We start from the raw sequence: 20,516 nt of genomic DNA on the forward strand, positions 1-20,516 counted from the left end.
CGTGCGGGATACGGACGGGCGGTCGATGAAACCGGGTCGGGGATCCGTGCGGGACGCAGGTTGAACCCGGTGTGCCCGGGCAACTATTCCGATGCTTCGGCGTACTAACGAATTCTTGACCTTTCCATGGGGATCTGACCTACCGTCAGAATGGAACGTGTTCTAGTCTGGCGCGCACCTTGGGCAACCTTGGGCCTTCGGGGAGGCGCGCATGGGCATCGGGATCACACCGGAGCAACGGGAACTGGCCGAGGCCGTACGCGGCTGGATCGCGCGCGCCGTGCCACCCGAGGAGGTCCGCAAACTGCTCGACGCGCCGGGCGGCGGCAGACCCTCGTACTGGGACGGACTCGCCGCGCAGGGACTGCTCGCCGTGCACCTTCCGGAGCCGTACGGCGGTGGTGGCGACCTCGTCGACCTCGCCGTCGTCGTGGAGGAGGCCGCGCGGGCCGCGTTGCCGGGGCCGTACCTCGCGAACGCACTGGCGTCGGTGGTGCTGGAGCGGGCGGTGGCGGCGGCGGGGTCGGACGTTCTCGTACAGGCGTTGGGGTGCGGGGAGCGCATCGGGGCCGTGGCATTCGACGCGGGGACCCTGACCGCGGTCGCGACGGACGGTGGGTACGTGCTCGACGGGATCGCGCCGCCCGTGCTGTCCGGCGCCGACGCGGACGTCCTGATCCTGACGGCCTCAGGCGCGAGGGGGACGGTGTGGCTGGCCGTGGACGCCGCCGATCTCGTCGTACGGCCCCACGAGAGCGCCGATCCGACGCGGGCGACCGCCGAGGTCCGGGCGAAGGGGGTGCGGGTGGCCGCCGACCGCGTCCTCCCCGTCGACTCCGACCTGGTCCGCGACCTCGCCGCCGTCCTCCTGGCCGCGGACGCCTGCGGCACCGCCGCGTGGGCGCTGGACACCGCCGCGGAATACGCCAAGGTCCGCGAACAGTTCGGCCGCCCCATCGGCCGCTTCCAGGGCGTGAAGCATCTGTGCGCCGACATGCTCGTACGGCTCGAACGGGCGCGGGCGCTCACGTGGGACGCGGCCCGAGCGGCTCAAGGGCCAGACGCTGTGCGGGGGTTGGTGTCGGCCCTCGCGGTCGGTAGCGCGCTCGACGCCGCGTATTCCTGCGCCAAGGACTGCATCCAGATTCTCGGCGGGATCGGGTTCACCTGGGAGCATGACGCCCATCTGTATCTGCGCCGAGCGCTGGTGGCGCGGCAGCTGCTGGGATCCGGGGACGTACACCTGCGGCGGGCCGCCCGGCTCGCACGGGACGGCGTACGGCGGGAGTTGCGCCTGGAGCTGCCGGAGGAGGCGTCCGTGTACCGGGCGAAGGCCCGCGAGGTGATCGACGGCGCGCGCGGGCTCGATCCGGCGGCCGTACGACGGCTGCTGGCGCCCACGGGGTACGCCGCCCCGCACCTGCCCCCGCCGTACGGACTCGGCGCCGGTCCCGTCCAGCAGCTCGCCGTCCAGCAGGAGTTGGCGGCGGCGGACGTACGGATCAGTGATCTGGGGATCGCCACCTGGGTCGTACCGTCCCTTGTCGCGTACGGCACCGAGCGGCAGCGGGAGCGCCACCTGCTGCCCACTCTGCGCGGGGACCTCCTGTGGTGCCAGCTCTTCTCGGAGCCGGGCGCCGGGTCCGACCTCGCGTCGCTGCGGACCCGGGCCGATCGGACCGCCGACGGGCGATGGCGGGTCAACGGGCAGAAGGTGTGGACGAGTGCGGCGCAGTGGGCCGACTACGGAATCCTCCTCGCGCGGACGAATCCGGCGGCGTCCAAGCACAAGGGGCTCACCTACTTCATCGTCGACATGAAGAACACGGACGGCATCGACATCCGCCCCCTGAAGGAGATCACCGGGGACTCCCTCTTCAACGAGGTCTACTTCGACGATGTGCTGCTGCCGGCCGACTCGGTCGTCGGCGAGGTCGACGACGGCTGGCGCGTCGCCCGCAACACGCTCGGCAACGAACGCGTGCACATGGCCGACCAGTTGACGTTCGACACGGGACTGGAGGCTCTGATCGCGCAGGCGGCTCCTGTGGACGAGGCGCGGTTGGGTGCCCTGCTCGCCGAGGCGCACGCGCTCGCCTGCATCGGGCTGCGTACGACCCTGCGGCAGGTGTCCGGGGTGGAACCGGGCGCGGGCGCCTCCGTACGGAAACTGGTGCAGACCGCGCACCAGCAGAAGGTCGCCGAGTTCGGGCTCGAACTCCTCGGTCCCGCGGGCGCGTTGCGCGAGGGTGTCGGCGAGCGTGCCGTGCACGGCTTCCTGCTCTCCCGCTGCCTGACCATCGCGGGCGGCACCACCCAGGTCCAGCTCAATGTCGTCGCCGAGCGCATCCTCGGCCTGCCCAGGGACTGAGAGGGAACTCATGAAGACGTACGTCGTCGGGGTCGGTATGACGAAGTTCGAGAAGCCCGAGACCCGGGAGTGGCAGTACTGGGACATGGCCAAGGAGGCGGGCACCAACGCCCTGGCCGAAGCCGGGATTTCGTACGCCGATGTGGAGCAGGTGCCCGTCGGATACTGCTTCCAGGCCTCGACCGCCGGGCAGCGCGCCACCTACGAACTGGGCCTGACCGGCGTCCCCGTCTACAACGTCAACAACAACTGCGCGACCGGATCGAGTGCGTTGATGCTGGCGCGGCAGTTCGTCGAGGGCGGCCTCGCCGACTGCGTGCTGGCGCTGGGGTTCGAGAAGATGAAGCGGGGAGCGCTCGGGGGCGGGGCGGACGGCGGAGCCGCCGGTGATTGGGGCAAGACGTCCCCGGTGGCCCGGCACTACGGAATCATGGCGGCCCGGCACGGCTTCGAGATGTCCCCGCCCACCGCGCAGATCTTCGGCGACGCGGCGCGTGAGCACATGGAGAAGTACGGGACGACGGAAGCGCAGTTGGCCGCCGTCGGCGCCAAGAACCACCGGCACTCGGCGCACAACCCCTACGCCCAGTTCCAGGACGTGTACTCCGTCGACGAGATCCTCGCCGCCCGGACCGTGCACCGTCCGCTCACCAAGCTCCAGTGCTCGCCGACCTCGGACGGAGCGGCGGCGGCCGTCGTCGCGTCCGAACGGTTCGTCGAGCGGCACGAGTTGGCGGACAAGGCCGTCGAGATCGTCGCCCAGGCGATGACCACCGACACCGAGGAGTCCTTCGCCTCCGGCTCGTGCATCGACGTCGTCGGACAGCCGATGTCGCGGGAGGCCGCCCGCCAGGTCTACGAGCGGTCCGGACTCGGCATCGAGGACGTGGACGTCGTAGAACTCCACGACTGCTTCTCGGTCAACGAGCTGCTGACGTACGAGGCGCTCGGCATGTGCGCCGAAGGCGAGTCCGGCAAGCTCGTCGAGTCCGGCGCCACCACATACGGCGGACGCTGGGTCGTGAACCCGTCGGGCGGCCTGATCTCCAAGGGGCATCCACTGGGGGCGACCGGGATCGCGCAGGTGGCGGAGCTGACCTGGCAGCTCCGTGGCGAGGCTGGGGCCCGGCAGGTGGCCGGCGCGCGCGTGGCGCTCGCGCACAACATCGGACTGGGCGGGGCAGCGGTGGTGACGCTGCTGAGGGCGGGCGACCTGTAGCCACGCGGCGACCGTCAGCGCGCGGCGGGCGCGTCGATCTCCGTGCGGCAAGCTTCACCTCGCGGCGGGCACGTTCAGCTCTGCACAGCGACCTTCAATCCCCGGCGGGTACGTCCAGTTCCGTGCGGCCGGCACGATCCAGCCTGTCCGGCGTTTGAGGACGAGGCCGTCAAGGCCGATGCGGGGGTCTGGGGGCGGCAGCCCCCAGGTACGGGACGGGTAGGGGCGAAGGGGGCGAATACCGCTTCTGACCGACCGGCGGCGACTTCTGACCGACCGGCGGCGACTTCTGACCGACCGGCGGCGACGGGGCCCGCGGCCTCCCCGGTGGCTGCGGCCCCGAGGCCCCAGAACCGTGCGGAGGTCCTAGGTCTCACGACCGACGACCGGGCGCGGCGAAATGCCGATGCAAGGACCGTAATCCGGTTGAGAGCATGACAGCCATGCTCCGAGCCGCCGAAGACGACACCCGTATATCCGGACGCACCGCCCCGCCCACGTGGGTAGTGGTCGCACTCGCCTGCGCCGGCCAGTTCCTGGTCGTACTGGACGTGTCCGTAGTCAACGTCGCGCTGCCGTCCATGCGCACCGACCTCGCACTGAGCGCACCGGGACTCCAGTGGGTGGTGAACGCGTACTCGATCGCCTTCGCCGGGTTCATGCTGCTGGGCGGCCGGGCCGGCGATCTGTACGGCCGCAAGCGGATGTTTCTGGTGGGGCTCGCGCTCTTCACGCTGGCCTCACTCGGCGGCGGCCTGGCCCAACAGGGCTGGCAACTGCTGGTCGCGCGGGCCGTCCAGGGACTGGGTGCCGCCGTACTCGCCCCCTCGACGCTGACGATCCTCACCTCGGCCGTCCCGGAGGGCGCCGCACGCGCCCGAGCCATCGCGACGTGGACCGCGGTCGGCGCCGGAGGCGGCGCGGCGGGCGGACTCGTCGGCGGACTGCTCGTCGACGGGCTGTCGTGGCGGTGGGTGCTGCTCATCAACGTGCCCATCGGCGCGGTGGTGCTGGCCGGCTCCGCCCGTCGGCTGATCGAGAGCCGGGCCGGAGACGGCCGCCGCCTCGACCTGCCGGGCGCGTTGCTGGTGACGGCGGGGCTCGCGACACTGGCGTACGGGATCGTGCAGACGGAGGCCGAGGGGTGGACGGCGGCGGTGACGTTGGTGCCGCTGTGCGCCGGCCTCGCCCTGGTCGGACTCTTCCTCCTCGTCGAGGCACGGACGAAGACCCCTCTGATGCCGCTGAACCTGCTGCGCCTGCGGGCGGTGTCGTCGGCGAACGCGGCCATGTTCATCTGCGGCTCCGCGATGTTCTGCATGTGGTTCTTCATGACGCTGTACGCGCAGAACGTGCTCGGCTACTCGCCGCTGGACGCCGGGCTCGCGCTGGTGCCCAGTTCGCTCGCGGTGGTCCTCGGCTCGAAGCTGGCACCGCGCTTCATGCCGGTGGTCGGCGCGCGCAATGTGGCGGCCCTCGGCACGCTGGTGGCCGCGGCGGGCTTCGGCTGGCAGTCGACGATGACGGCGGACGGCTCGTACCTGACGGCGATCATGTTCCCGGGGATCCTGATGATGGCGGGCGCGGGCCTGGCCGCGACGCCGCTCGCCGCACTCGCGACCTCGGGCGCGGCACCGAGGGACGCCGGGTTGGTGTCCGGGCTGGTCAACACCTCGCGCACGATGGGCGGCTCGCTCGGGCTGGCGGTCATGTCGACGATCGCCGCGGCCCGCACGGGGGACAGCACGTCGGGGGAGGCCCTGACGGCCGGGTACGCGCTGGCGTTCCGGACGAGCGGGGTCCTGCTGCTGGGCGGGACGGTGCTGATGCTGGTGTGGCTGCCGCGAAAGACGTCCGGCATCGCCCGGAGCTGAGGCGACGAGGAATTCGTGTGCCGAGGCGACGAAGAATTCCGGGGCCGAGGCAACGAAATCCGGTCCTCGTGGACTCCTTCAGACATCTAGGAGGTGCCCATGGGGGATCGGAAGCAGGCTCGGGACGAGGAGTTCCAGAGCTTTGTCATCGGCCGCTGGCCGCGGTTGATGCGCACGGCATTTCTCCTTACGGGGGAGCAGCACGCCGCGGAGGACCTGGTCCAGTCGACGCTGGAGCAGGTGTACGCGGCCTGGCGCAGGGTCGGCACGGCCGACGACCCGGAGGCGTATGTGCGGCGCGTGATGATCAACGCGCATGCCCGCAGACACCGCAGAAAACTCAAGGAGTTCCTCGCGCCGAAGGACGACTCGGGCCTCACGCACGAGCTGCCCGACAGCGGCGACCGGATCGCCCAGGCCGACGACCGCAGCGCGCTGCTGAAGGCGCTCTCCCAACTGCCCGCGCGACAGCGCGAAGCGGTGGTCCTTCGCTACTGGGAGGACCTGAGCGAGAGCCAGGCGGCGGAGGCGATGGGCTGCTCGGTGGGCGCGGTGAAGAGCAACGCGGCCAAGGGGATCGCGAAGCTCCGCGCCATACCGGGGCTGGCCGACATGGTGACGCACGGAGGGCGGAAGTGATGAGCGCGGACCGGGAGACGAACCACGACATGGCGACACACAGGGACATCGCCCTGCTGCTGGCCGAGGCCGCGGACGAGGTCGAGATCGGTACAGCCCCCTACCAGGCGGTGGTCCGCGGCGGCCGGCGCCGCAAGTCCCGCCGCTGGGTGGTCGCGGCCGCCGCGGCACTGGTGATCGCCGGTTCGACGGGGACGCTGGCGCTGGCCGGAGGGCTGGACGGCGACGGCCACAAGGTCGCGCCGGTGGCCACTCGGCCGCCGACGGCCGAGGAGCGGCATGTGTATGAGCCTCAGGGGACCACCCTGGCCAGGGGCACCGACCACGGCAAGGACTGGCTGGTGAGCATCGACGTCTGGGGAGCCCCGAAGACCGAGGCGGAAGCGCAGTACCAGCGCACCCTGATGGGCGAGTACGGGGCCGCGCCGGTGGGAGTGCGCACAGCATCGGAGCTGATCGGCAAGGGCTGGGTGTTCGTGCGCATGGTCGTGGGCGACGGGCCGCCGACGACGGTGGTACAGGGACCGGTGGAGAAGGGCGACTCCCTGTCGGGCACGGACATCTTGGCCTACTCGATGCCGCTGGAGTCGGATGCTTCCGACAAGGTCGGGGCATCGGACCGTCTGGTGATCGGCAAGGTCGCTCCGACCGCGCAGCAGGTCACCTGTGCCTGGGACGACGGAACGACGACCAAGGTCGGGAGGGCTGCCGCGGGCACAGGCCTCGGCTCGGACTTCGAGGATCTGATCCGCCCGGTGGACGGCTCCCAGCCCGACTGGTTCGTCTGCCTGGGAGCGGAGGGCAAGAGCTACAAGTCGGCGAAGGTGACGATGCCGAAGTAGGAGTCCGCCGGGGTGGCTGAGGAGTCTGCGGGGTGGCCGACGGCCGCCGGTTACAGCCACCCCTGCTGGCGGGCCTCCCGCATCGCCTCCATGCGGTTGCGGGTGCCCGTCTTGCCGATGGCGGAGGAGAGGTAGTTGCGGACGGTCGACTCGGAGAGGTGGAGCTTGGCGGCGATGTCGGCGACGGTGGCGCCGTCCGCGGAGGCCTTCAGCACGTCGCACTCGCGGGCGGTGAGCGGATTGGGCCCGGCGCTCAGCGCCGCCGCGGCGAGCGCCGGGTCGATGACCGTCTCCCCGGTCAGCACCCGCCGGATCGCCTCGGCCAGATCCTCCACGGGCCCGTCCTTGACGAGGAACCCCGCGGCGCCCGCCTCCATGGCCCGCCGCAGATACCCGGGCCGCCCGAAGGTGGTGAGGATCAGCACCCGGCATACGGGCGCCTGTTCGCGCAGTTCGGCGGCGGCGTCCAGCCCGCTCATCCCGGGCAACTCGATGTCCAGCAGCGCCACATCCGGCCGATGCGTCAAGGCCGCGTCCACGATCGCGTCCCCCGCGGACACCTGCGCGACCACCTCGATGTCCGCCTCCATCCCGAGCAGCAGAGCGAGCGCGCCCCGCATCATTCCCTGATCCTCGGCAAGCAGGACACGAATGGACTTGGCGGGCCGGTGGTCCTGGGGCATCTCGTTCACGGGCCAAGGGTAGGGCGCGGGGGCCGGTGCCGTTGCGGGAGCGGTACGTCGGCGGGAGCGGCGGTCCCGCTCGGCTGCGGACCGGGCCGGTGCCGCCGGTGATCCGATTTCGCGGCCCGGCGCCGGAGCTCAGCGTCCCGTGGTGAGATTGGCTCCGCCGGTGGTGTCCAGGAGGACGCCGGTGATGCCTCGACGAGATCCCGGGCGCCAAGGCGTCGTTCGGCGACTTGGGACTCCCGGCCCGTCTCGGCGGTGGTCCTAGGCCGACGCCTCCGTCAAGTCGGCCGAATCCACCGCATCCACCGCATCCACCGGAAGTTCCGCCCTCACCCGGAACCCCCCGCGCGAAGCCGGCCCCGCCTCCAGGGAGCCGCCTGCCGTGGCCAGGCGTTCGGTGAGGCCCTTGAGGCCGGTGCCGCCGATGCCCTCCACGGGCTCTGCGGTGGAGGTGCCCGTGCCGTTGTCGGTGATGGTCAGGCGGACGCGGTCGGGGGTGCCGTCGACGGTGATGTCGCAGCGGGTCGCGGCGCTGTGGCGTACGACGTTGGTGACGGCCTCGCGGAGCACCCAGCCCAGCAGGGCCTCGGTCTGGGGGACGAGGGGCGGGCCGGACTGCCGTACGACCGGCTCGACGCCCGTCGCGGACAGCGCCGAGCGGGCGCGGTCCAGTTCTGTGGCGAGGCTGCCCTCGCGGTAGCCGGTGACCGCCTCGCGGATCTCCGTGAGGGCCTGGCGGCCGACCGACTCGATGTCCGTGACCTGGACGAGGGCCGCGTCCAGGTCGCGGTGGGCCAGTCTGCGGGCCGCCTCCGACTTCACCACGATGACGGAGAGCGTGTGGCCCAGCAGGTCGTGCAGATCGCGGGAGAAGCGCATGCGTTCCTTCTCGACGGCGCGGCGCGCCAACTCCTCGCGGGCGGCGCGCAGTTCGCGTACGGCTTCGGAGAGGGAGAGGATCGCGGCCGTCACCATCGTCGACAGGAAGGTGCCGTACGCGACGTTCACCGCGTCCCAGCCCGACCGGAAGAAGGAGACCACCGCCGCGAGCGCGGTCAGGCCGAGGCCGATCTGGCCGAGCCAGGGGCCCCGCAGGACGGCCCCGGTGGCGAGCCCCAGCAGCGGGAAGAAGTACAGCCAGCTGCCGCCGTACCCGATGGCCAGCCCGCAGGTGAGCAGGCCCATCAGAGCGAGCGCCACCCGCGTGGAGCGGGACTCGCGCTTCTCCTTCACGAAGGCCCGGAAGGTCACGTAGATGTAGAGGGAGTTGAAGGCGAACAGGCCGATGGCGCCGATCCAGGGCTGCGGGGTCTTGCCCTGGAACAGGTTGGAGAAGGCGCCCATGCCCATCAGCAGCCACGGCAGCAGGGCGAAGCCGGTGGGCGGCGGACCCGGATTCTCCGGCATCTTCCCGCCGCTCTTGCGGGCGGCCTTCTGCTCGGCCTTGAAGCGTTCCATGTCGGCCTTCCAGCGCGCCCGCTCCGCCCGCCACTCCCGCATGTGGCAGGTGACCCCTCGCATCCAGGACATCTCCCGCTCCCCCCGGTTCAGACGGTCCGTGCGGACCGGCGGTACGAGAACACAGCGTACGAACCGAACGCCAGCAGCCAGGCCGTCAGCACCCCCACCACGCCCAGGCCCGGAGCGTGGCCGTCCGCGACCGACACGCCGAGCTGCGCGAATCGGTTCGTGGGGGTGTACGCCGACAGGGAGCGCAGCCAGCCCGGGAACAGGGCGAGCGGGAACCACAGGCCGCCGATCACCGAGAGCCCCAGGTTGCACACCATGTTGGCGACCCCCGTCGTCTGCGCGGTCAGCCGGTAGCCGTTGCCGAGGCCCAGCAGCGTGAAGGGTATCGAGCCGAGCCACAGCAGCACCGCGATCGCCACCCACTGCCAGACGTCCAGCCGGACGCCGTTGACCAGACCGCCCGCCGCCAGTACCGCGGCGATCGCGGGCAGTACGGTCACCGAGCCGGTCAGCGCCCGCCCCAGTACCACTTCGCGCGGCGTCATCGGTGTCACGCGCAGCTGCCGCAGCCAGCCGATCACCTTGTCCTCGGCGACCCCGCCGCCGGTGTTCAGTGCCGAGCCCACCGCGCCGTACGCGGCCATGCCGACCATCGAGGCGGTCTTCCAGCCGCCGTCATCACCGCCGCCGAGGTTGGTGAAGAGGAGGTACATCATCACCGGCATCGCGATGCCGCCGATCACGAAGCCGGTGTCGCGCAGCGTCCGGCGTACTTCGAGCCGCAGATAGTCCAGCATCACACCGTCTCCGAAACACCCGAGAGGGCACCAGGAAGAGCGCCCGAAGGAACACCCGAAACGCCCCCCGGAACGACACCCGAAGTGAGCGCCATGAACGCCTCGTCCAGCGACGCGGGGACGACCTCCAGGCCACGTATCGCGCCCCGTTCGGCCAGCGCGATCACCGTCGCGTCCGAGTCGTCCGTCCGCAGCCGGGCCCGGTCCCCGCGCACCTCCACGGAGACCACTCCGGGCAGCAGGGGCAGCCCCTCCGTGCCACGGCCTGCCAGGTCGAAGGAGACCAGATTGCCGCCCACCGACCGCTTCAGCTGCTCCCCGGTGCCGTCGGCGACGATCCGGCCGTGGTCGATGACGACGATCCGGTCGGCGTGCGCGTCGGCCTCCTCCAGATAGTGCGTGGAGAACAGGACCGTGTGGCCGCGCCGGGCATACGCCCGCATCGACTCCCAGAAGGCGTGCCGCGCCTCCACGTCCAGTGCGGCCGTCGGCTCGTCGAGCACGATCAGGGCGGGGTTCCCGGCCAGTGCCACCGCGAACCGCACCCGCTGCGCCTGCCCGCCGGAGATCCGGTCGACGCGCCGCCCGGCAAGGTCCGCGATGCCCGCGAGCTCCAGCGCGTCGGCCACCGGCAGCGGCGCCGGGTAGCGCCCGGCGACGAAGGAGACCAGCTCCTGGACGGTGACGCGCGGCACCGGCCGCGTATCCTGCAGCATCGCGCCGACTTTGCCGGCGCGCACCGCCTCTTCCGGGGGCCCGCCGAAGAGCGCGACCGAGCCCTCGTCCGGCTCGTTCAGGCCCAGGAGCAACGAGATCGTCGTCGACTTCCCCGCCCCGTTGCGCCCCAGCAGCGCGACCGTCTCGCCACCTGCGATCTCCAGATCCACCCCGGCCACGGCGCGTACGTCCCCGAAGCTCTTGACCGCCCCCGTGAAGGACACGGCGGACGGTGTCCCAGTCGTGTGTGTCATGGGTACGACGCTATGAGCAGGGCGCCGGGCCCGGCAGATGCACATGTCAGCAATCGACCGGGACAAATGTCACGACCCATAGATCTGACATGGCGTCAGTAGTCTTCACAAGTACCGGGCGCTGGGCTATACAAGGGGTCGCCGGACTGGAACGCGTTCTAGAACGGGCGGGTTCCGCGGCCCAATGTCGACCTCGGTGCGGCCGACGGTGCGGACGGCCGCACCGAGGTCTCAGGCCCTAGTGATCAGGAGCCCCATGCCCATTGACGCCGCCAAGGCCGTCGCCGCCGAGCCCCGGACCGGAGAGATCACCTGGAGTCACAAGGACGTCCAGCTCTACCACCTGGGTCTGGGCGCGGGCGTCCCCGCGACCGACCCCGACGAGCTGCGCTACACCCTCGAATCCAGGCTGCACGTCCTGCCCAGCTTCGCCACCGTCGCGGGCGCCGGCTCACCCGGCGTGATCAGCGGCCTCTCCATGCCCGGCGTCGAGGTCGACCTCGCTCGCGTGCTGCACGGCGGCCAGACCATCCGGCTGCACCGCCCCATCCCGGTCGAGGGCAAGGCGCTCGCCACCGGGCGCATCGCCGCCGTGTACGACAAGGGCAAGGCCGCGATCCTCGTCATGCGCACCGAAGTCGCCGACGCCGACGGCCCGCTCTGGACCAACGACGCCCAGATCTTCGTACGAGGAGAAGGGGGTTGGGGAGGAGACCGGGGGCCGTCCACGCGCCTCGAACCGCCGACGGGCGAGCCCGACAGGACCATCGAGCGCCCGATCCGCGAGGACCAGGCCCTGCTCTACCGGCTCTCCGGCGACTGGAACCCGCTGCACGCCGACCCCGAGTTCGCCAAGCTCGCCGGGTTCGACCGGCCGATCCTGCACGGGCTGTGCACGTACGGCATGACGCTCAAGGCGGTCGTCGACACACTGCTCGGCGGCGACGTGACCCGCGTCCGCTCGTACACCACACGCTTCGCCGGTGTCGTCTTCCCCGGCGAGACCCTGCGCATCCGGATGTGGCGGCAGGAGGGCGGGGTCCAGGTGGCGGTGAGCGCCGTGGAGCGGGACGACGCGCCGGTGCTGGCCGACACCATCGTCGAACACTCGTGAGCCCAGCCCATTTCTGAGGGGAGCCGCACCATGCGCGCAGCCGTACAGCACGAGATAGGCCAGGACAAACTCGAAGTACTCGACGACGTCGAGGCGGTGGGCTTCGGGCCCGGCAAGGTAAGGATCCGGGTGCGGGCCACCGGGCTGTGCCACTCGGACCTGTCCGCGATGAACGGCGTACTGCCGCAGCCGGCGCCGTTCGTGCCCGGGCACGAGGGCGCCGGCGAGATCACCGAAGTCGGCGACGGAGTGAGCCACTTGAAGCCCGGCGACCGGGTCGTCGTCTGCTGGCTGCCGGCCTGCGGCGTCTGTCCCGCCTGCAAGCGCGGCCAGACCGAACTGTGCCTGGCCGGATTCATGAACGCGGGCACGCCCAACTTCAAGCGCCCCGGCGGCGATGTCTTCGGCTTCGCCGGCACCGGCACCTTCACCGAGGAGGTCGTCGTCGACGCGGGCTGCGCGGTCCCCATCCCGGACGACGTGCCCTTCGACATCGCGGCCCTCATCGGCTGCGGCGTCACCACCGGACTCGGCGCCGCCCTCAACACCGCCGACGTGCAGGCCGGTTCGTCGGTCGCCGTCATCGGCTGCGGCGGCGTCGGCATCTCCGCGATCCAGGGCGCGCGACTCAAGGGCGCCGCCGAGATCGTCGCCGTCGACCCGGTCGCCTCGCGCCGCGAGGCCGCGCTCAGGTTCGGTGCGACGAAGGCGGTCTCCCCGGACGAACTCGCCGACGCCAAGCAGTCGGTGACCGGCGGCGAGGGCTTCGACTACGTCTTCGAGGTCGTCGGCAAGTCCGCCACCGCCCGCACCGCCTACGACCACACCCGCCGCGGCGGCACGCTCGTCGTCGTCGGCGCGGGCGCCATGGACGACTTCCTCCAGCTCAACATGTTCGAGCTGTTCTTCGACGAGAAGCGGATCCTGCCTTCGATGTACGGCGGCGGGGACGTCCTGCGGTCGTACGAGCGGACCGTCGCCCTGTGGCGCGCGGGCCGTATCGACCTGGAGGGCCTGATCACCCACCGGGTGCCCCTCGCCGAGATCAACGAGGCCCTCGACCAGATGCGTACCGGCACCGCCCTGCGTACGTGCATCGAGATCTGATCCCCCAACCGCTAAGGACCTTGATGTCACTGCCACTTGAAGGTCTCACCGCGATCGTCACCGGCGCGGGGCGCGGGCTCGGACGGGCCGAGGCGCTGGAAATCGGCCGGCTCGGCGCGGCCGTCGTCGTCAACGACTACGGGCAGCCCGGGCGGGACGGCTCCGGCGGGGCCTCGGCCACGCCCGCCGAAGAGGTCGCCGCGGAGATCCGCGCGGCGGGCGGCCGGGCCGTCGCCCACACCGGGGACGTCGCCGACCACGAACACGCCCGCGCGCTGGTCGAGTTGGCGGTCACCGAATTCGGGAAGCTCGACATCCTGGTCAACAACGCGGGCATCCTGCGCGACCGGATGATCTTCTCGATGACCGAGGACGAGTGGGACTCGGTCGTCCTGGTGCACCTCAAAGGCCACTTCAATACGACCCATTTCGCGTCCGTGCACTGGCGGGCGCGCTCCAAGGCGGCCGACGGGCCCGTGTACGGGCGGATCGTGAACACCTCGTCGGAGGCGTTCCTCGCCGGTTCGGCGGGACAGCCCAACTACGCCGCCGCGAAAGGCGGAATCGTGGGGTTGACGACCTCGTCCGCGCTGGCGCTCGCGAAGTACGGCGTGACGGCGAACGTCATCTGCCCGCGTGCCCGGACTCGTATGACGGAGGACGTGTTCGCCGGATTCGGGCAACCGGAGGAAGGACTCGATCCGCTCGCGCCCGAGCATGTCGCCCCGCTCGTCGGCTACTTGGCCTCGCCCGCTGCCGCGCACGTCAACGGCCAGCTGCTTGTCGTGCACGGCGGCATGGTCGCGATCGTCGAACGCCCTCGGGTGGCCGTCAAGTTCGACACCAAACAGGACGTCTTCACGTACGACGAGCTGGACGCGCTGCTCACTCCGCACTACGCGGACCGCCCGAAGGGCGAGACGTTCGCGGCGGTGGAGGTGCTGGGGCTCAAGCACGAATAGCTCTTCGGAGCTTGCGGGCGTCGGCTCCGGTCTCGGGCGTCGGTTACCCGACTGTCGGGTGTCGGCTACCGGCCGGTCTCGGGTGTCGGCTAGCGGACTTTCGGGCGTCGGCTATGGGTCCTCCGGGCTCAGCAGCCGTCCGTCCGTCGACAGGGGCGGGTGCGTCAGCTGCGGCAGATAGTGCCGGAAGCACAGTTCCGCGACCAGCTCGCGGGGGCTGCGCACCCCCACCTTGTCGAGGATCTGCTTGAGATGGTCGGTGAGACGGTCCTGCACCGTGTATGCGGACACGCCGAGATGGTGGGCGATCTCGCTGGTCGAGCAGCAGGTGCCGGGCGATCTGCCGGGCGCGCGTCGACGGTGGAGCACCACCCGGCCCGGCGCGTCCGGCAGCGGCCCGGAGTCCACGCCGGACAACGATACCGGCCGGTCATGTCCCAGGAATCTGGGATACCCCCGCGGATGTCAGCTCCGTACCGTGGGTCTCGATTGTGGGGGTCGGCTCTCACCTGGACAAGGGGGAGTCGCCTCGACGACGGGGGACTTGGACGTCGCCCGCGCGTGGGGCCCGGGGGAGTCCGCACGGAACGGCCCCGCTCGCCATGGTGCGAGCGGGGCCGTGTGCCGGGTTCGGCGTGCCGTCAGGCCGCGTTGTCCTGGTCGGACGGCTTGCGGTGGCGGCCGTGCGGGGTCGCCGCGTCGTCGTGGCCGGAGACCGGGCCACGGTGCCTGCCGTGGCCTTCGGCCTGGGCCGTCGCCTCGTGGGAGTCGGTGCCCGGCGCTTCTATCGTGCTGGTGTCGCTCATTGAAGTGTTCACCCCGTATGCAAGATCCTTCTTTTACAGCCGGGGGATTCTAACTGGCGGTCATGGCGGGGCTGTCGGTGGGTGAGCTTTCGCCCCCTCCGCCCCTGCCCGTCAAGCCACTGGTAGCTGCTGCCCCCCGACCCCCGCTGTCGGCCTTGACGGCCTCGTCCTCAAACGCCGGACGGGCCAAGGGGCGGCGGACGGGGTGGAGAGTGCCGCCCGGGGTGGGCGTGGTGTGGCTCGCGGCCTCGCCCTCGAACGCCGGCCAGGCTGGGAGTGCCTCGGCGGGCTTGTTCAGTTGCAGCACTCCGCCGTTCAGCGGTGCCTGTTGCAGGGGTACCGGGCGTGCCGTGATCCGCCCCTCCACCTGCTCCGGGGGACCCTGACCTCCCTGCTCCCCCCGATCAGGGTCCCCCGCCCCCACCCCCGTGGGCGCTTCCACCCGTGCCACCCCGCACGGCACTGCCATCGTCGCGTACGGCAGTTGGAGCACCCCCTCTCTGGTCCACAGACCGGTGCCCGCCAACCAGCCCTCGGGGGCCGGGAGATGGTGGACCTGGCGTTCGGCGGGGCGCCAGATGCCCAGCCAAGTGCCCGCCGGGCCGTCGATGCGCAGGGCCACCGCGCAGGTCTCGGGGGTGAGCACCTGGCCCGGCTGGATCGCGAAGGGTGTCACCGAGCAGTCGGTCAGGCGCAGGCACTCCGGGAAGCGGATGGGCAGGGTGCTGCCGAGGACGCCCCAGCCGAGGCGGTCGTGGCCCGGGGACGGGGCGTCCGAGCGGATGACGAGGAGGCCGCTGTCGGCGTCCGCGAGGAGGAGACGGTCGTTGCTGTGCTCGGCGATCTGCAGGAGCGGTGACACTTCGCCGCCGCGCGCCAGGTCGACGACGACCGTCTTGGTGCGGCCGTCCTGGCAGCGGTCCAGGGCGAGCAGGTGGCCGGTGCCGTCCAGCCACACCCCGCCCGAGCAGTGGCCCGGCAACTCGGCCAGGCGTTCGGGGCCGAACGCGCCGCCCGCCACCAGCCACACCGTGGTGGAGCCCCGGCCCACGGCGAGGGCGTACGCGCGCTGCCCGCCCGGCGCGGGCGGCAGCAGCCGCAGCCGGGTGTCCTCGTGGGGGCACTCCACGGCGCCGAGCGGCAGCTCGCCGGTGCGGGGCCCGGTCGGGTAAAGGAGCGAGAAGACGTGCCGTCCGTCCGTCACGCGGTGGATCAGCACCCGTCCGTCGGTCAGCGGCAGCACCTCGGTGCCGGGCTCCTCCGGCTGGTGGGCGGGCAGCGGTACGGCGTACGGCTCGGGGCCGTCCAGCGTCCAGCGTTCCGGGTACCAGGACGCGCCGGCCAGGGCGAGGCGCGCCGCGTATGTGCCGTCAGCGGTGATCACACAGGCGGGACGGGTGGTCCAGTCGTTCATGTCGTGGTTCGCCTCTTGGCGCGCGTCTTGGGTCTCGTCCTCGTTCTCCGTCACGGGCTCCGTCGCACAGACCGTCATCGTTCGGTCACCTCCGGCGACGAAGCTAGTTTTCGCACGCACAGACGTGGGACCGACGGGCGGCCGCTTCACACATAAGGGTGGCCATGTCGGGATTCGCCTGAGGGAACGGGGGCGGATGTGCTGGACGGTGGTGGGGAGAGAGGGGTGGGGGACCGGGCGACCGGGACCCGCCCACCGCCGGGCGTTGGTCGACTGGCCCGCGACCGGTCGGACAGGGACGTGAGGCAGGTAGCCTTTCCCCGTGCCCCGTCTGTCTGAAGTCATCGCCGCCCTCGACACCCTCTGGCCCCCCGAGAGGGCCGAGGACTGGGACGCGGTCGGCACCGTCTGCGGTGACCCCGACCAGGAGGTCACGCGCGTCCTGTTCGCCGTCGACCCGGTCCAGGACATCGTCGACGAGGCGGTGAAACTGGGTGCGGATCTGCTGGTCACCCACCATCCGCTCTATCTGCGCGGTACGACGACGGTGGCGGCCACCAGTTTCAAGGGCCGCGTCGTGCACACCCTGATCAAGAACGACATCGCGCTGCACGTCGCCCACACGAACGCCGACCGCGCCGATCCGGGAGTCTCCGACGCCCTCGCGGGCGCGCTGGACCTTCGTGTCGTACGCCCCCTCGTGCCGGACCCCACCGACCCGGACGGCCGCCGGGGCCTCGGCCGGGTCTGCGAGCTTGACCACCCGCTGACCGTTCGCGAACTCGCCGCGCGCGCCGCCGAGCGGCTGCCCGCCACCGCGCAGGGCATCCGCGTCGCGGGCGACCCCGAGGCGCCGGTACGGACCATCGCGGTCAGCGGCGGCTCCGGCGACAGCCTCTTCGACGACGTGCGCGCCGCCGGCGTGGACGCCTTCCTCACCGCGGACCTGCGCCACCACCCGGCGTCCGAGGCCCGCGCCCACAGTCCTCTCGCGCTGCTCGACGCGGCGCACTGGGCCACCGAGTGGCCCTGGTGCGAGCTGGCCGCCGCCCAGCTCGACGAGATCTCCGACCGTCATGGATGGGGCCTGAGGGTCCACGTCTCGAAGACGGTCACCGACCCCTGGACCGCCCACGCGGCCTCTACCGCCCACCCGTCGCCCGCCACCACCCTTCCAAGGAGCGCTGCGCGCGCACCTTTTGATTCATCAGGAGCCCCCAACTGAACGCCGCGCCCGCCGACCAGATCCGACTCCTCGACGTCCAGGCCCTCGACGTACGCCTCCAGCAGCTGGCGCACAAGCGGAGGTCACTGCCCGAGCACGCCGAGATCGAGTCGCTGAACAAGGACCTCACGCAGCTGCGCGACCTGCTCGTCGCCGCGCAGACCGAGGAGAGCGACTGCGCCCGCGAGCAGACCAAGGCCGAGCAGGACGTCGACCAGGTGCGCCAGCGCGCCGCCCGCGACCAGAAGCGCCTCGACTCGGGCGCCGTGTCGTCCCCCAAGGACCTGGAGAACCTGCAGCGCGAGATTACCTCCCTCGCCAAGCGCCAGGGCGACCTCGAGGACGTCGTCCTGGAGGTCATGGAGCGCCGCGAGTCCGCCCAGGAGCGCGTCGCCGAGCTGACCGAGCGGGTCTCCTCCGTCCAGTCGAAGATCGACGACGCGACCGCGCGCCGGGACGCCGCCTTCGAGTCCCTCGACGGCGAGACCGCGACGGCGAACAAGGAGCGCGAGGTCATCGCCGGCACGATCCCCGCCGACCTCCTCAAGCTCTATGACAAGCTGCGCGAGCAGCAGGGCGGCGTCGGCGCGGCCCGGCTCTACCAGCGCCGCTGCGAGGGCTGCCGCCTGGAGCTCAACATCACCGAGGTCAACGAGGTGAAGGCGGCCTCTCCGGACACCGTGCTGCGCTGCGAGAACTGCCGCCGCATCCTGGTGCGCACGTCCGAGTCCGGCCTCTAAGGAGCTCAGCACGTGCGGGAGTTCATCGTCGAGGCCGACGGCGGTTCCCGGGGCAACCCGGGGCCCGCGGGCTACGGCTCCGTGGTCATCGACGCGGCCACCGGGGAGACGCTGGTGGAGCGCGCCGAGTACATCGGCATCGCCACCAACAACGTCGCGGAGTACCGGGGGCTGGTGACGGGTCTGCGCGCGGCCCACGAACTGGACCCGACCGCCTCGATCAGGGTCCGCATGGACTCCAAGCTCGTCGTCGAGCAGATGTCCGGCCGCTGGAAGATCAAACACCCGGACATGAAACCGCTGGCCGCCGAGGCCGCGCGGATCTTCCCGCCCGAGCAGGTCACGTACGAGTGGATCCCGCGCGAGCGGAACAAGCACGCGGACCGGCTCGCCAACGAGGCGATGGACGCGGGGCGACGGGGCGAGCAGTGGTCGGCGTCGGCGTCGACGGCGGAACTGGACGCGAGGGCCGCACGGTCGGCGGCGCCCGAGCCGTCGGGCCCGCCCGAGGACGCGGCGGCGGGCGCGGCGAAGGCACGGGCGGCCCTGAGGCCGCCGGGTTCGGCAGCGCCCCTTGAGGGGCGCGGGGCTGTGACACATGCGGCTCCGCCGCGTGGGCGCGACCAGCCCCCACCGGCCCGCGGTCTGACGACTTCCGGCTCCACCCCGTCACCCGGCGGCGGAGCCGCAAAGTCCGAAAACGATGTGAGAGCCGCGCAGAACGTGGCCGCCACCGCACCGACGGTCGGCTGGGGCGCAGCCCCCGACATGGGCGCCCCCGCCACCTTCGTACTCCTGCGCCACGGCGAGACCCCTCTGACCCCGCAGAAGCGGTTCTCGGGCAGCGGCGGCAGCGACCCGTCGCTGTCGGACGTCGGCCGGGAACAGGCCGAGCGGGTCGCCGCGGCGCTGGCCGCGCGCGGCACGATCCAGGCGATCGTGTCGTCGCCGCTCACCCGGACCCGGGAGACCGCGGGGGCCGTCGCCGCCCGTCTCGGCCTCGACGTGGTCATCGAGGACGGGCTGCGCGAGACGGACTTCGGTGCCTGGGAGGGGCTGACGTTCGGCGAGGTGCGGGAGCGCTACCCCGATGACCTGAACGCCTGGCTGGCCTCGCCGAAGGCCGAACCGACCGGCGGCGGCGAGAGCTTCGCGGCGACCGCCCGTCGCATCGCCGCCACTCGCGACAAGCTGATCGCCTCGTACGCGGGCCGCACCGTCCTGCTCGTCTCGCACGTCACCCCGATCAAGACCCTCGTACGCCTCGCGCTCGGCGCCCCGCCGGAGTCCCTGTTCCGTATGGAACTGTCCGCGGCCTCGCTCTCCGCGGTGGCGTACTACGCGGACGGCAACGCGAGCGTCCGGCTGTTCAACGACACGTCTCACCTGCGCTGATCACATGCGCCGAGCGGCGCGGGCCCGCAGGATCTCCGCCGTCTCCCGGTCCGCCGGGAGAAACGCCTCCAGGTGGAGCTCCGCGAGCGTGACGTCCACCGCCGTCGCGAACGACGTCAGCGTGGTGAGCAGTCTCAACTCGCCCTCCGGGCACCGCAGTCGCAGCGGTACGGCGAAGCCGAGGTAGTCCGCGCCGGGCTCGCTCGCCGGTACGTACTCCGCCAACTCCTCGGCCAGCGCGTCGAGGTGGGGATCCGGGCTGCGTACGGCCCGGGCCCGCAGGTTCTCCACGATGTGCTGCCCCCACGCGTCCAGGTTCACCACCCGTGACGCCATTCCGCGCGGATGCAGCGCGAGCCGCAGCACGTTGACGGGTGGTTCGAGCAGTTCAGGGGCGGCCCCCTCCGTGAGCACGTCGAACGCCTCGTTGGCCGCGACGAGTTCACCCCGTGGCCCCGCCACCACGGCCGGATAGGGCAGATGCCCTTCGAGAATGCTGTCCAGCGCCTCCCGTACGGGCTTCAGCGCGACCGCGTCGAGCGGCGACTCGGCGAACGCGGGCGCGTAACCGGCCGCCAGAAGGAGTGAGTTGCGCTCCCGCAGCGTCAGCCCCAGCGACTCGGCGAGCCTGATCACGATCTCTCGGCCGGGCACCGAACGCCCACGCTCGATGAAGCTGACGTACCGCTGCGTCGTCCCCGCCCGCGAGGCGAGCTCCAGCTGACTGACCCGGCGCGCGGTGCGCCAGCGCAACAGCTCCCGGGCGAAGGGCGGGGGCTCGGTGGAGATGCTGGTGGTCATCTGGTTACCTCCGTGGATATTCCGCCCTTCAGGGCGGAGAGGAAACGGACTCCTGCGGAGCAGGGCAGGGAAATTCGATT

General features: G+C 71.5%; 19 protein-coding genes. 11 read left to right on the plus strand and 8 right to left on the minus strand.

Translation table 11 applies throughout. From position 1 onward, the window contains the following. Positions 1 to 211 precede the first annotated feature (211 nt). The 5 genes from ACZ4RZ_RS37845 to ACZ4RZ_RS37865 all read left to right on the plus strand — a co-directional run bounded on the left by ACZ4RZ_RS37845 (position 212) and on the right by ACZ4RZ_RS37865 (position 6,945). The gene (locus ACZ4RZ_RS37845; RefSeq protein ID WP_467751597.1) at positions 212 to 2,371 is read left to right on the plus strand and encodes an acyl-CoA dehydrogenase; all 2,160 of its coding nucleotides are present in this window, start codon (positions 212 to 214) and stop codon (positions 2,369 to 2,371) included. A gap of 10 nt (positions 2,372 to 2,381) precedes the next feature. After that, a complete protein-coding gene (locus ACZ4RZ_RS37850; RefSeq protein ID WP_467751599.1) occupies positions 2,382 to 3,590 on the plus strand; it encodes a lipid-transfer protein in 1,209 nt (402 codons plus the stop codon). A gap of 434 nt (positions 3,591 to 4,024) precedes the next feature. Beyond that, a complete protein-coding gene (locus tag ACZ4RZ_RS37855; RefSeq protein ID WP_467751601.1) occupies positions 4,025 to 5,464 on the plus strand; it encodes an MFS transporter in 1,440 nt (479 codons plus the stop codon). Between the two features lie 99 nt (positions 5,465 to 5,563). After that, entirely contained in the window at positions 5,564 to 6,103 is a 540-nt protein-coding gene (locus tag ACZ4RZ_RS37860; RefSeq protein WP_467751602.1) for a SigE family RNA polymerase sigma factor, read from the plus strand. Continuing rightward, positions 6,103 to 6,945, plus strand: a complete 843-nt coding sequence (locus ACZ4RZ_RS37865) for a hypothetical protein (RefSeq protein ID WP_467751604.1) — start codon at positions 6,103 to 6,105, stop codon at positions 6,943 to 6,945. The genes ACZ4RZ_RS37860 and ACZ4RZ_RS37865 overlap by 1 nt, the downstream gene beginning before the upstream one ends. Positions 6,946 to 6,995: 50 nt before the next feature. Here ACZ4RZ_RS37865 and ACZ4RZ_RS37870 read toward each other — a convergent pair whose 3' ends face one another. The 4 genes from ACZ4RZ_RS37870 to ACZ4RZ_RS37885 form a co-directional block, all read right to left on the minus strand. Beyond that, complete coding sequence (locus tag ACZ4RZ_RS37870; RefSeq protein ID WP_467751778.1) at positions 6,996 to 7,628, minus strand: response regulator; 633 nt, start codon at positions 7,626 to 7,628, stop codon at positions 6,996 to 6,998. 267 nt (positions 7,629 to 7,895) lie between these two features. Beyond that, entirely contained in the window at positions 7,896 to 9,164 is a 1,269-nt protein-coding gene (locus ACZ4RZ_RS37875) for a histidine kinase (RefSeq protein WP_467751606.1), read from the minus strand. Between the two features lie 17 nt (positions 9,165 to 9,181). Next, positions 9,182 to 9,901, minus strand: a complete 720-nt coding sequence (locus ACZ4RZ_RS37880; protein ID WP_467751608.1) for an ABC transporter permease — start codon at positions 9,899 to 9,901, stop codon at positions 9,182 to 9,184. Further along, positions 9,901 to 10,872 carry an ABC transporter ATP-binding protein gene (locus ACZ4RZ_RS37885; RefSeq protein ID WP_467751610.1) on the minus strand — a complete coding sequence of 324 codons (972 nt, stop codon included), beginning with the start codon at positions 10,870 to 10,872 and terminating at the stop codon, positions 9,901 to 9,903. Before ACZ4RZ_RS37885 ends, ACZ4RZ_RS37880 begins: the two co-directional genes overlap by 1 nt. A 256-nt stretch (positions 10,873 to 11,128) precedes the next feature. Here ACZ4RZ_RS37885 and ACZ4RZ_RS37890 point away from each other — a divergent pair, with 256 nt between their 5' ends. The 3 genes from ACZ4RZ_RS37890 to ACZ4RZ_RS37900 are packed head-to-tail and all read left to right on the plus strand — an operon-like array spanning position 11,129 to position 14,055. Continuing rightward, entirely contained in the window at positions 11,129 to 11,986 is an 858-nt protein-coding gene (locus ACZ4RZ_RS37890) for a MaoC/PaaZ C-terminal domain-containing protein (protein WP_467751612.1), read from the plus strand. 30 nt (positions 11,987 to 12,016) lie between these two features. Then, positions 12,017 to 13,093, plus strand: a complete 1,077-nt coding sequence (locus tag ACZ4RZ_RS37895; protein WP_467751614.1) for a Zn-dependent alcohol dehydrogenase — start codon at positions 12,017 to 12,019, stop codon at positions 13,091 to 13,093. Positions 13,094 to 13,116: 23 nt separating this feature from the next. Then, entirely contained in the window at positions 13,117 to 14,055 is a 939-nt protein-coding gene (locus tag ACZ4RZ_RS37900) for a 3-oxoacyl-ACP reductase (RefSeq protein WP_467751616.1), read from the plus strand. 111 nt (positions 14,056 to 14,166) lie between these two features. Here ACZ4RZ_RS37900 and ACZ4RZ_RS37905 read toward each other — a convergent pair whose 3' ends face one another. The 3 genes from ACZ4RZ_RS37905 to ACZ4RZ_RS37915 all read right to left on the minus strand — a co-directional run bounded on the left by ACZ4RZ_RS37905 (position 14,167) and on the right by ACZ4RZ_RS37915 (position 16,329). Continuing rightward, entirely contained in the window at positions 14,167 to 14,463 is a 297-nt protein-coding gene (locus ACZ4RZ_RS37905) for a helix-turn-helix transcriptional regulator (RefSeq protein ID WP_467751618.1), read from the minus strand. Positions 14,464 to 14,696: 233 nt separating this feature from the next. Continuing rightward, positions 14,697 to 14,861, minus strand: a complete 165-nt coding sequence (locus ACZ4RZ_RS37910; RefSeq protein ID WP_467751619.1) for a hypothetical protein — start codon at positions 14,859 to 14,861, stop codon at positions 14,697 to 14,699. A gap of 49 nt (positions 14,862 to 14,910) precedes the next feature. Continuing rightward, positions 14,911 to 16,329 carry a hypothetical protein gene (locus tag ACZ4RZ_RS37915; RefSeq protein ID WP_467751621.1) on the minus strand — a complete coding sequence of 473 codons (1,419 nt, stop codon included), beginning with the start codon at positions 16,327 to 16,329 and terminating at the stop codon, positions 14,911 to 14,913. Positions 16,330 to 16,597: 268 nt separating this feature from the next. Here ACZ4RZ_RS37915 and ACZ4RZ_RS37920 point away from each other — a divergent pair, with 268 nt between their 5' ends. From ACZ4RZ_RS37920 to ACZ4RZ_RS37930, 3 genes are read left to right on the plus strand one after another with little or no spacing between them, the layout of a single operon-like run. Then, positions 16,598 to 17,500 (plus strand): Nif3-like dinuclear metal center hexameric protein, encoded by a 903-nt coding sequence (locus ACZ4RZ_RS37920; RefSeq protein ID WP_467751623.1) that lies wholly within the window; start codon positions 16,598 to 16,600, stop codon positions 17,498 to 17,500. After that, entirely contained in the window at positions 17,497 to 18,240 is a 744-nt protein-coding gene (locus tag ACZ4RZ_RS37925) for a zinc ribbon domain-containing protein (RefSeq protein WP_467751779.1), read from the plus strand. The genes ACZ4RZ_RS37920 and ACZ4RZ_RS37925 overlap by 4 nt, the downstream gene beginning before the upstream one ends. Positions 18,241 to 18,252: 12 nt before the next feature. Further along, positions 18,253 to 19,635: a bifunctional RNase H/acid phosphatase gene (locus ACZ4RZ_RS37930; protein WP_467751624.1), complete on the plus strand. Its 1,383-nt coding sequence runs from the start codon at positions 18,253 to 18,255 to the stop codon at positions 19,633 to 19,635. Here the strand turns inward: ACZ4RZ_RS37930 and ACZ4RZ_RS37935 are convergent, their stop codons facing one another. After that, complete coding sequence (locus ACZ4RZ_RS37935; RefSeq protein WP_467751626.1) at positions 19,636 to 20,436, minus strand: helix-turn-helix domain-containing protein; 801 nt, start codon at positions 20,434 to 20,436, stop codon at positions 19,636 to 19,638. Positions 20,437 to 20,516: the final 80 nt, after the last annotated feature.

The sequence above is a fragment of the Streptomyces sp. NPDC027189 genome (assembly GCF_055566975.1).

Bases quoted from the DNA above. Each gene is read 5' to 3' on its own strand.
- ACZ4RZ_RS37845 (WP_467751597.1), top strand. From the start codon at position 212: ATGGGCATCGGGATCACACCGGAGCAACGGGAACTGGCCGAGGCCGTA.
- ACZ4RZ_RS37850 (WP_467751599.1), top strand. From the start codon at position 2,382: ATGAAGACGTACGTCGTCGGGGTCGGTATGACGAAGTTCGAGAAGCCC.
- ACZ4RZ_RS37855 (WP_467751601.1), top strand. From the start codon at position 4,025: ATGACAGCCATGCTCCGAGCCGCCGAAGACGACACCCGTATATCCGGA.
- ACZ4RZ_RS37860 (WP_467751602.1), top strand. From the start codon at position 5,564: ATGGGGGATCGGAAGCAGGCTCGGGACGAGGAGTTCCAGAGCTTTGTC.
- ACZ4RZ_RS37865 (WP_467751604.1), top strand. From the start codon at position 6,103: ATGAGCGCGGACCGGGAGACGAACCACGACATGGCGACACACAGGGAC.
- ACZ4RZ_RS37870 (WP_467751778.1), bottom strand. From the start codon at position 7,628: ATGCCCCAGGACCACCGGCCCGCCAAGTCCATTCGTGTCCTGCTTGCC.
- ACZ4RZ_RS37875 (WP_467751606.1), bottom strand. From the start codon at position 9,164: ATGTCCTGGATGCGAGGGGTCACCTGCCACATGCGGGAGTGGCGGGCG.
- ACZ4RZ_RS37880 (WP_467751608.1), bottom strand. From the start codon at position 9,901: ATGCTGGACTATCTGCGGCTCGAAGTACGCCGGACGCTGCGCGACACC.
- ACZ4RZ_RS37885 (WP_467751610.1), bottom strand. From the start codon at position 10,872: ATGACACACACGACTGGGACACCGTCCGCCGTGTCCTTCACGGGGGCG.
- ACZ4RZ_RS37890 (WP_467751612.1), top strand. From the start codon at position 11,129: ATGCCCATTGACGCCGCCAAGGCCGTCGCCGCCGAGCCCCGGACCGGA.
- ACZ4RZ_RS37895 (WP_467751614.1), top strand. From the start codon at position 12,017: ATGCGCGCAGCCGTACAGCACGAGATAGGCCAGGACAAACTCGAAGTA.
- ACZ4RZ_RS37900 (WP_467751616.1), top strand. From the start codon at position 13,117: ATGTCACTGCCACTTGAAGGTCTCACCGCGATCGTCACCGGCGCGGGG.
- ACZ4RZ_RS37910 (WP_467751619.1), bottom strand. From the start codon at position 14,861: ATGAGCGACACCAGCACGATAGAAGCGCCGGGCACCGACTCCCACGAG.
- ACZ4RZ_RS37935 (WP_467751626.1), bottom strand. From the start codon at position 20,436: ATGACCACCAGCATCTCCACCGAGCCCCCGCCCTTCGCCCGGGAGCTG.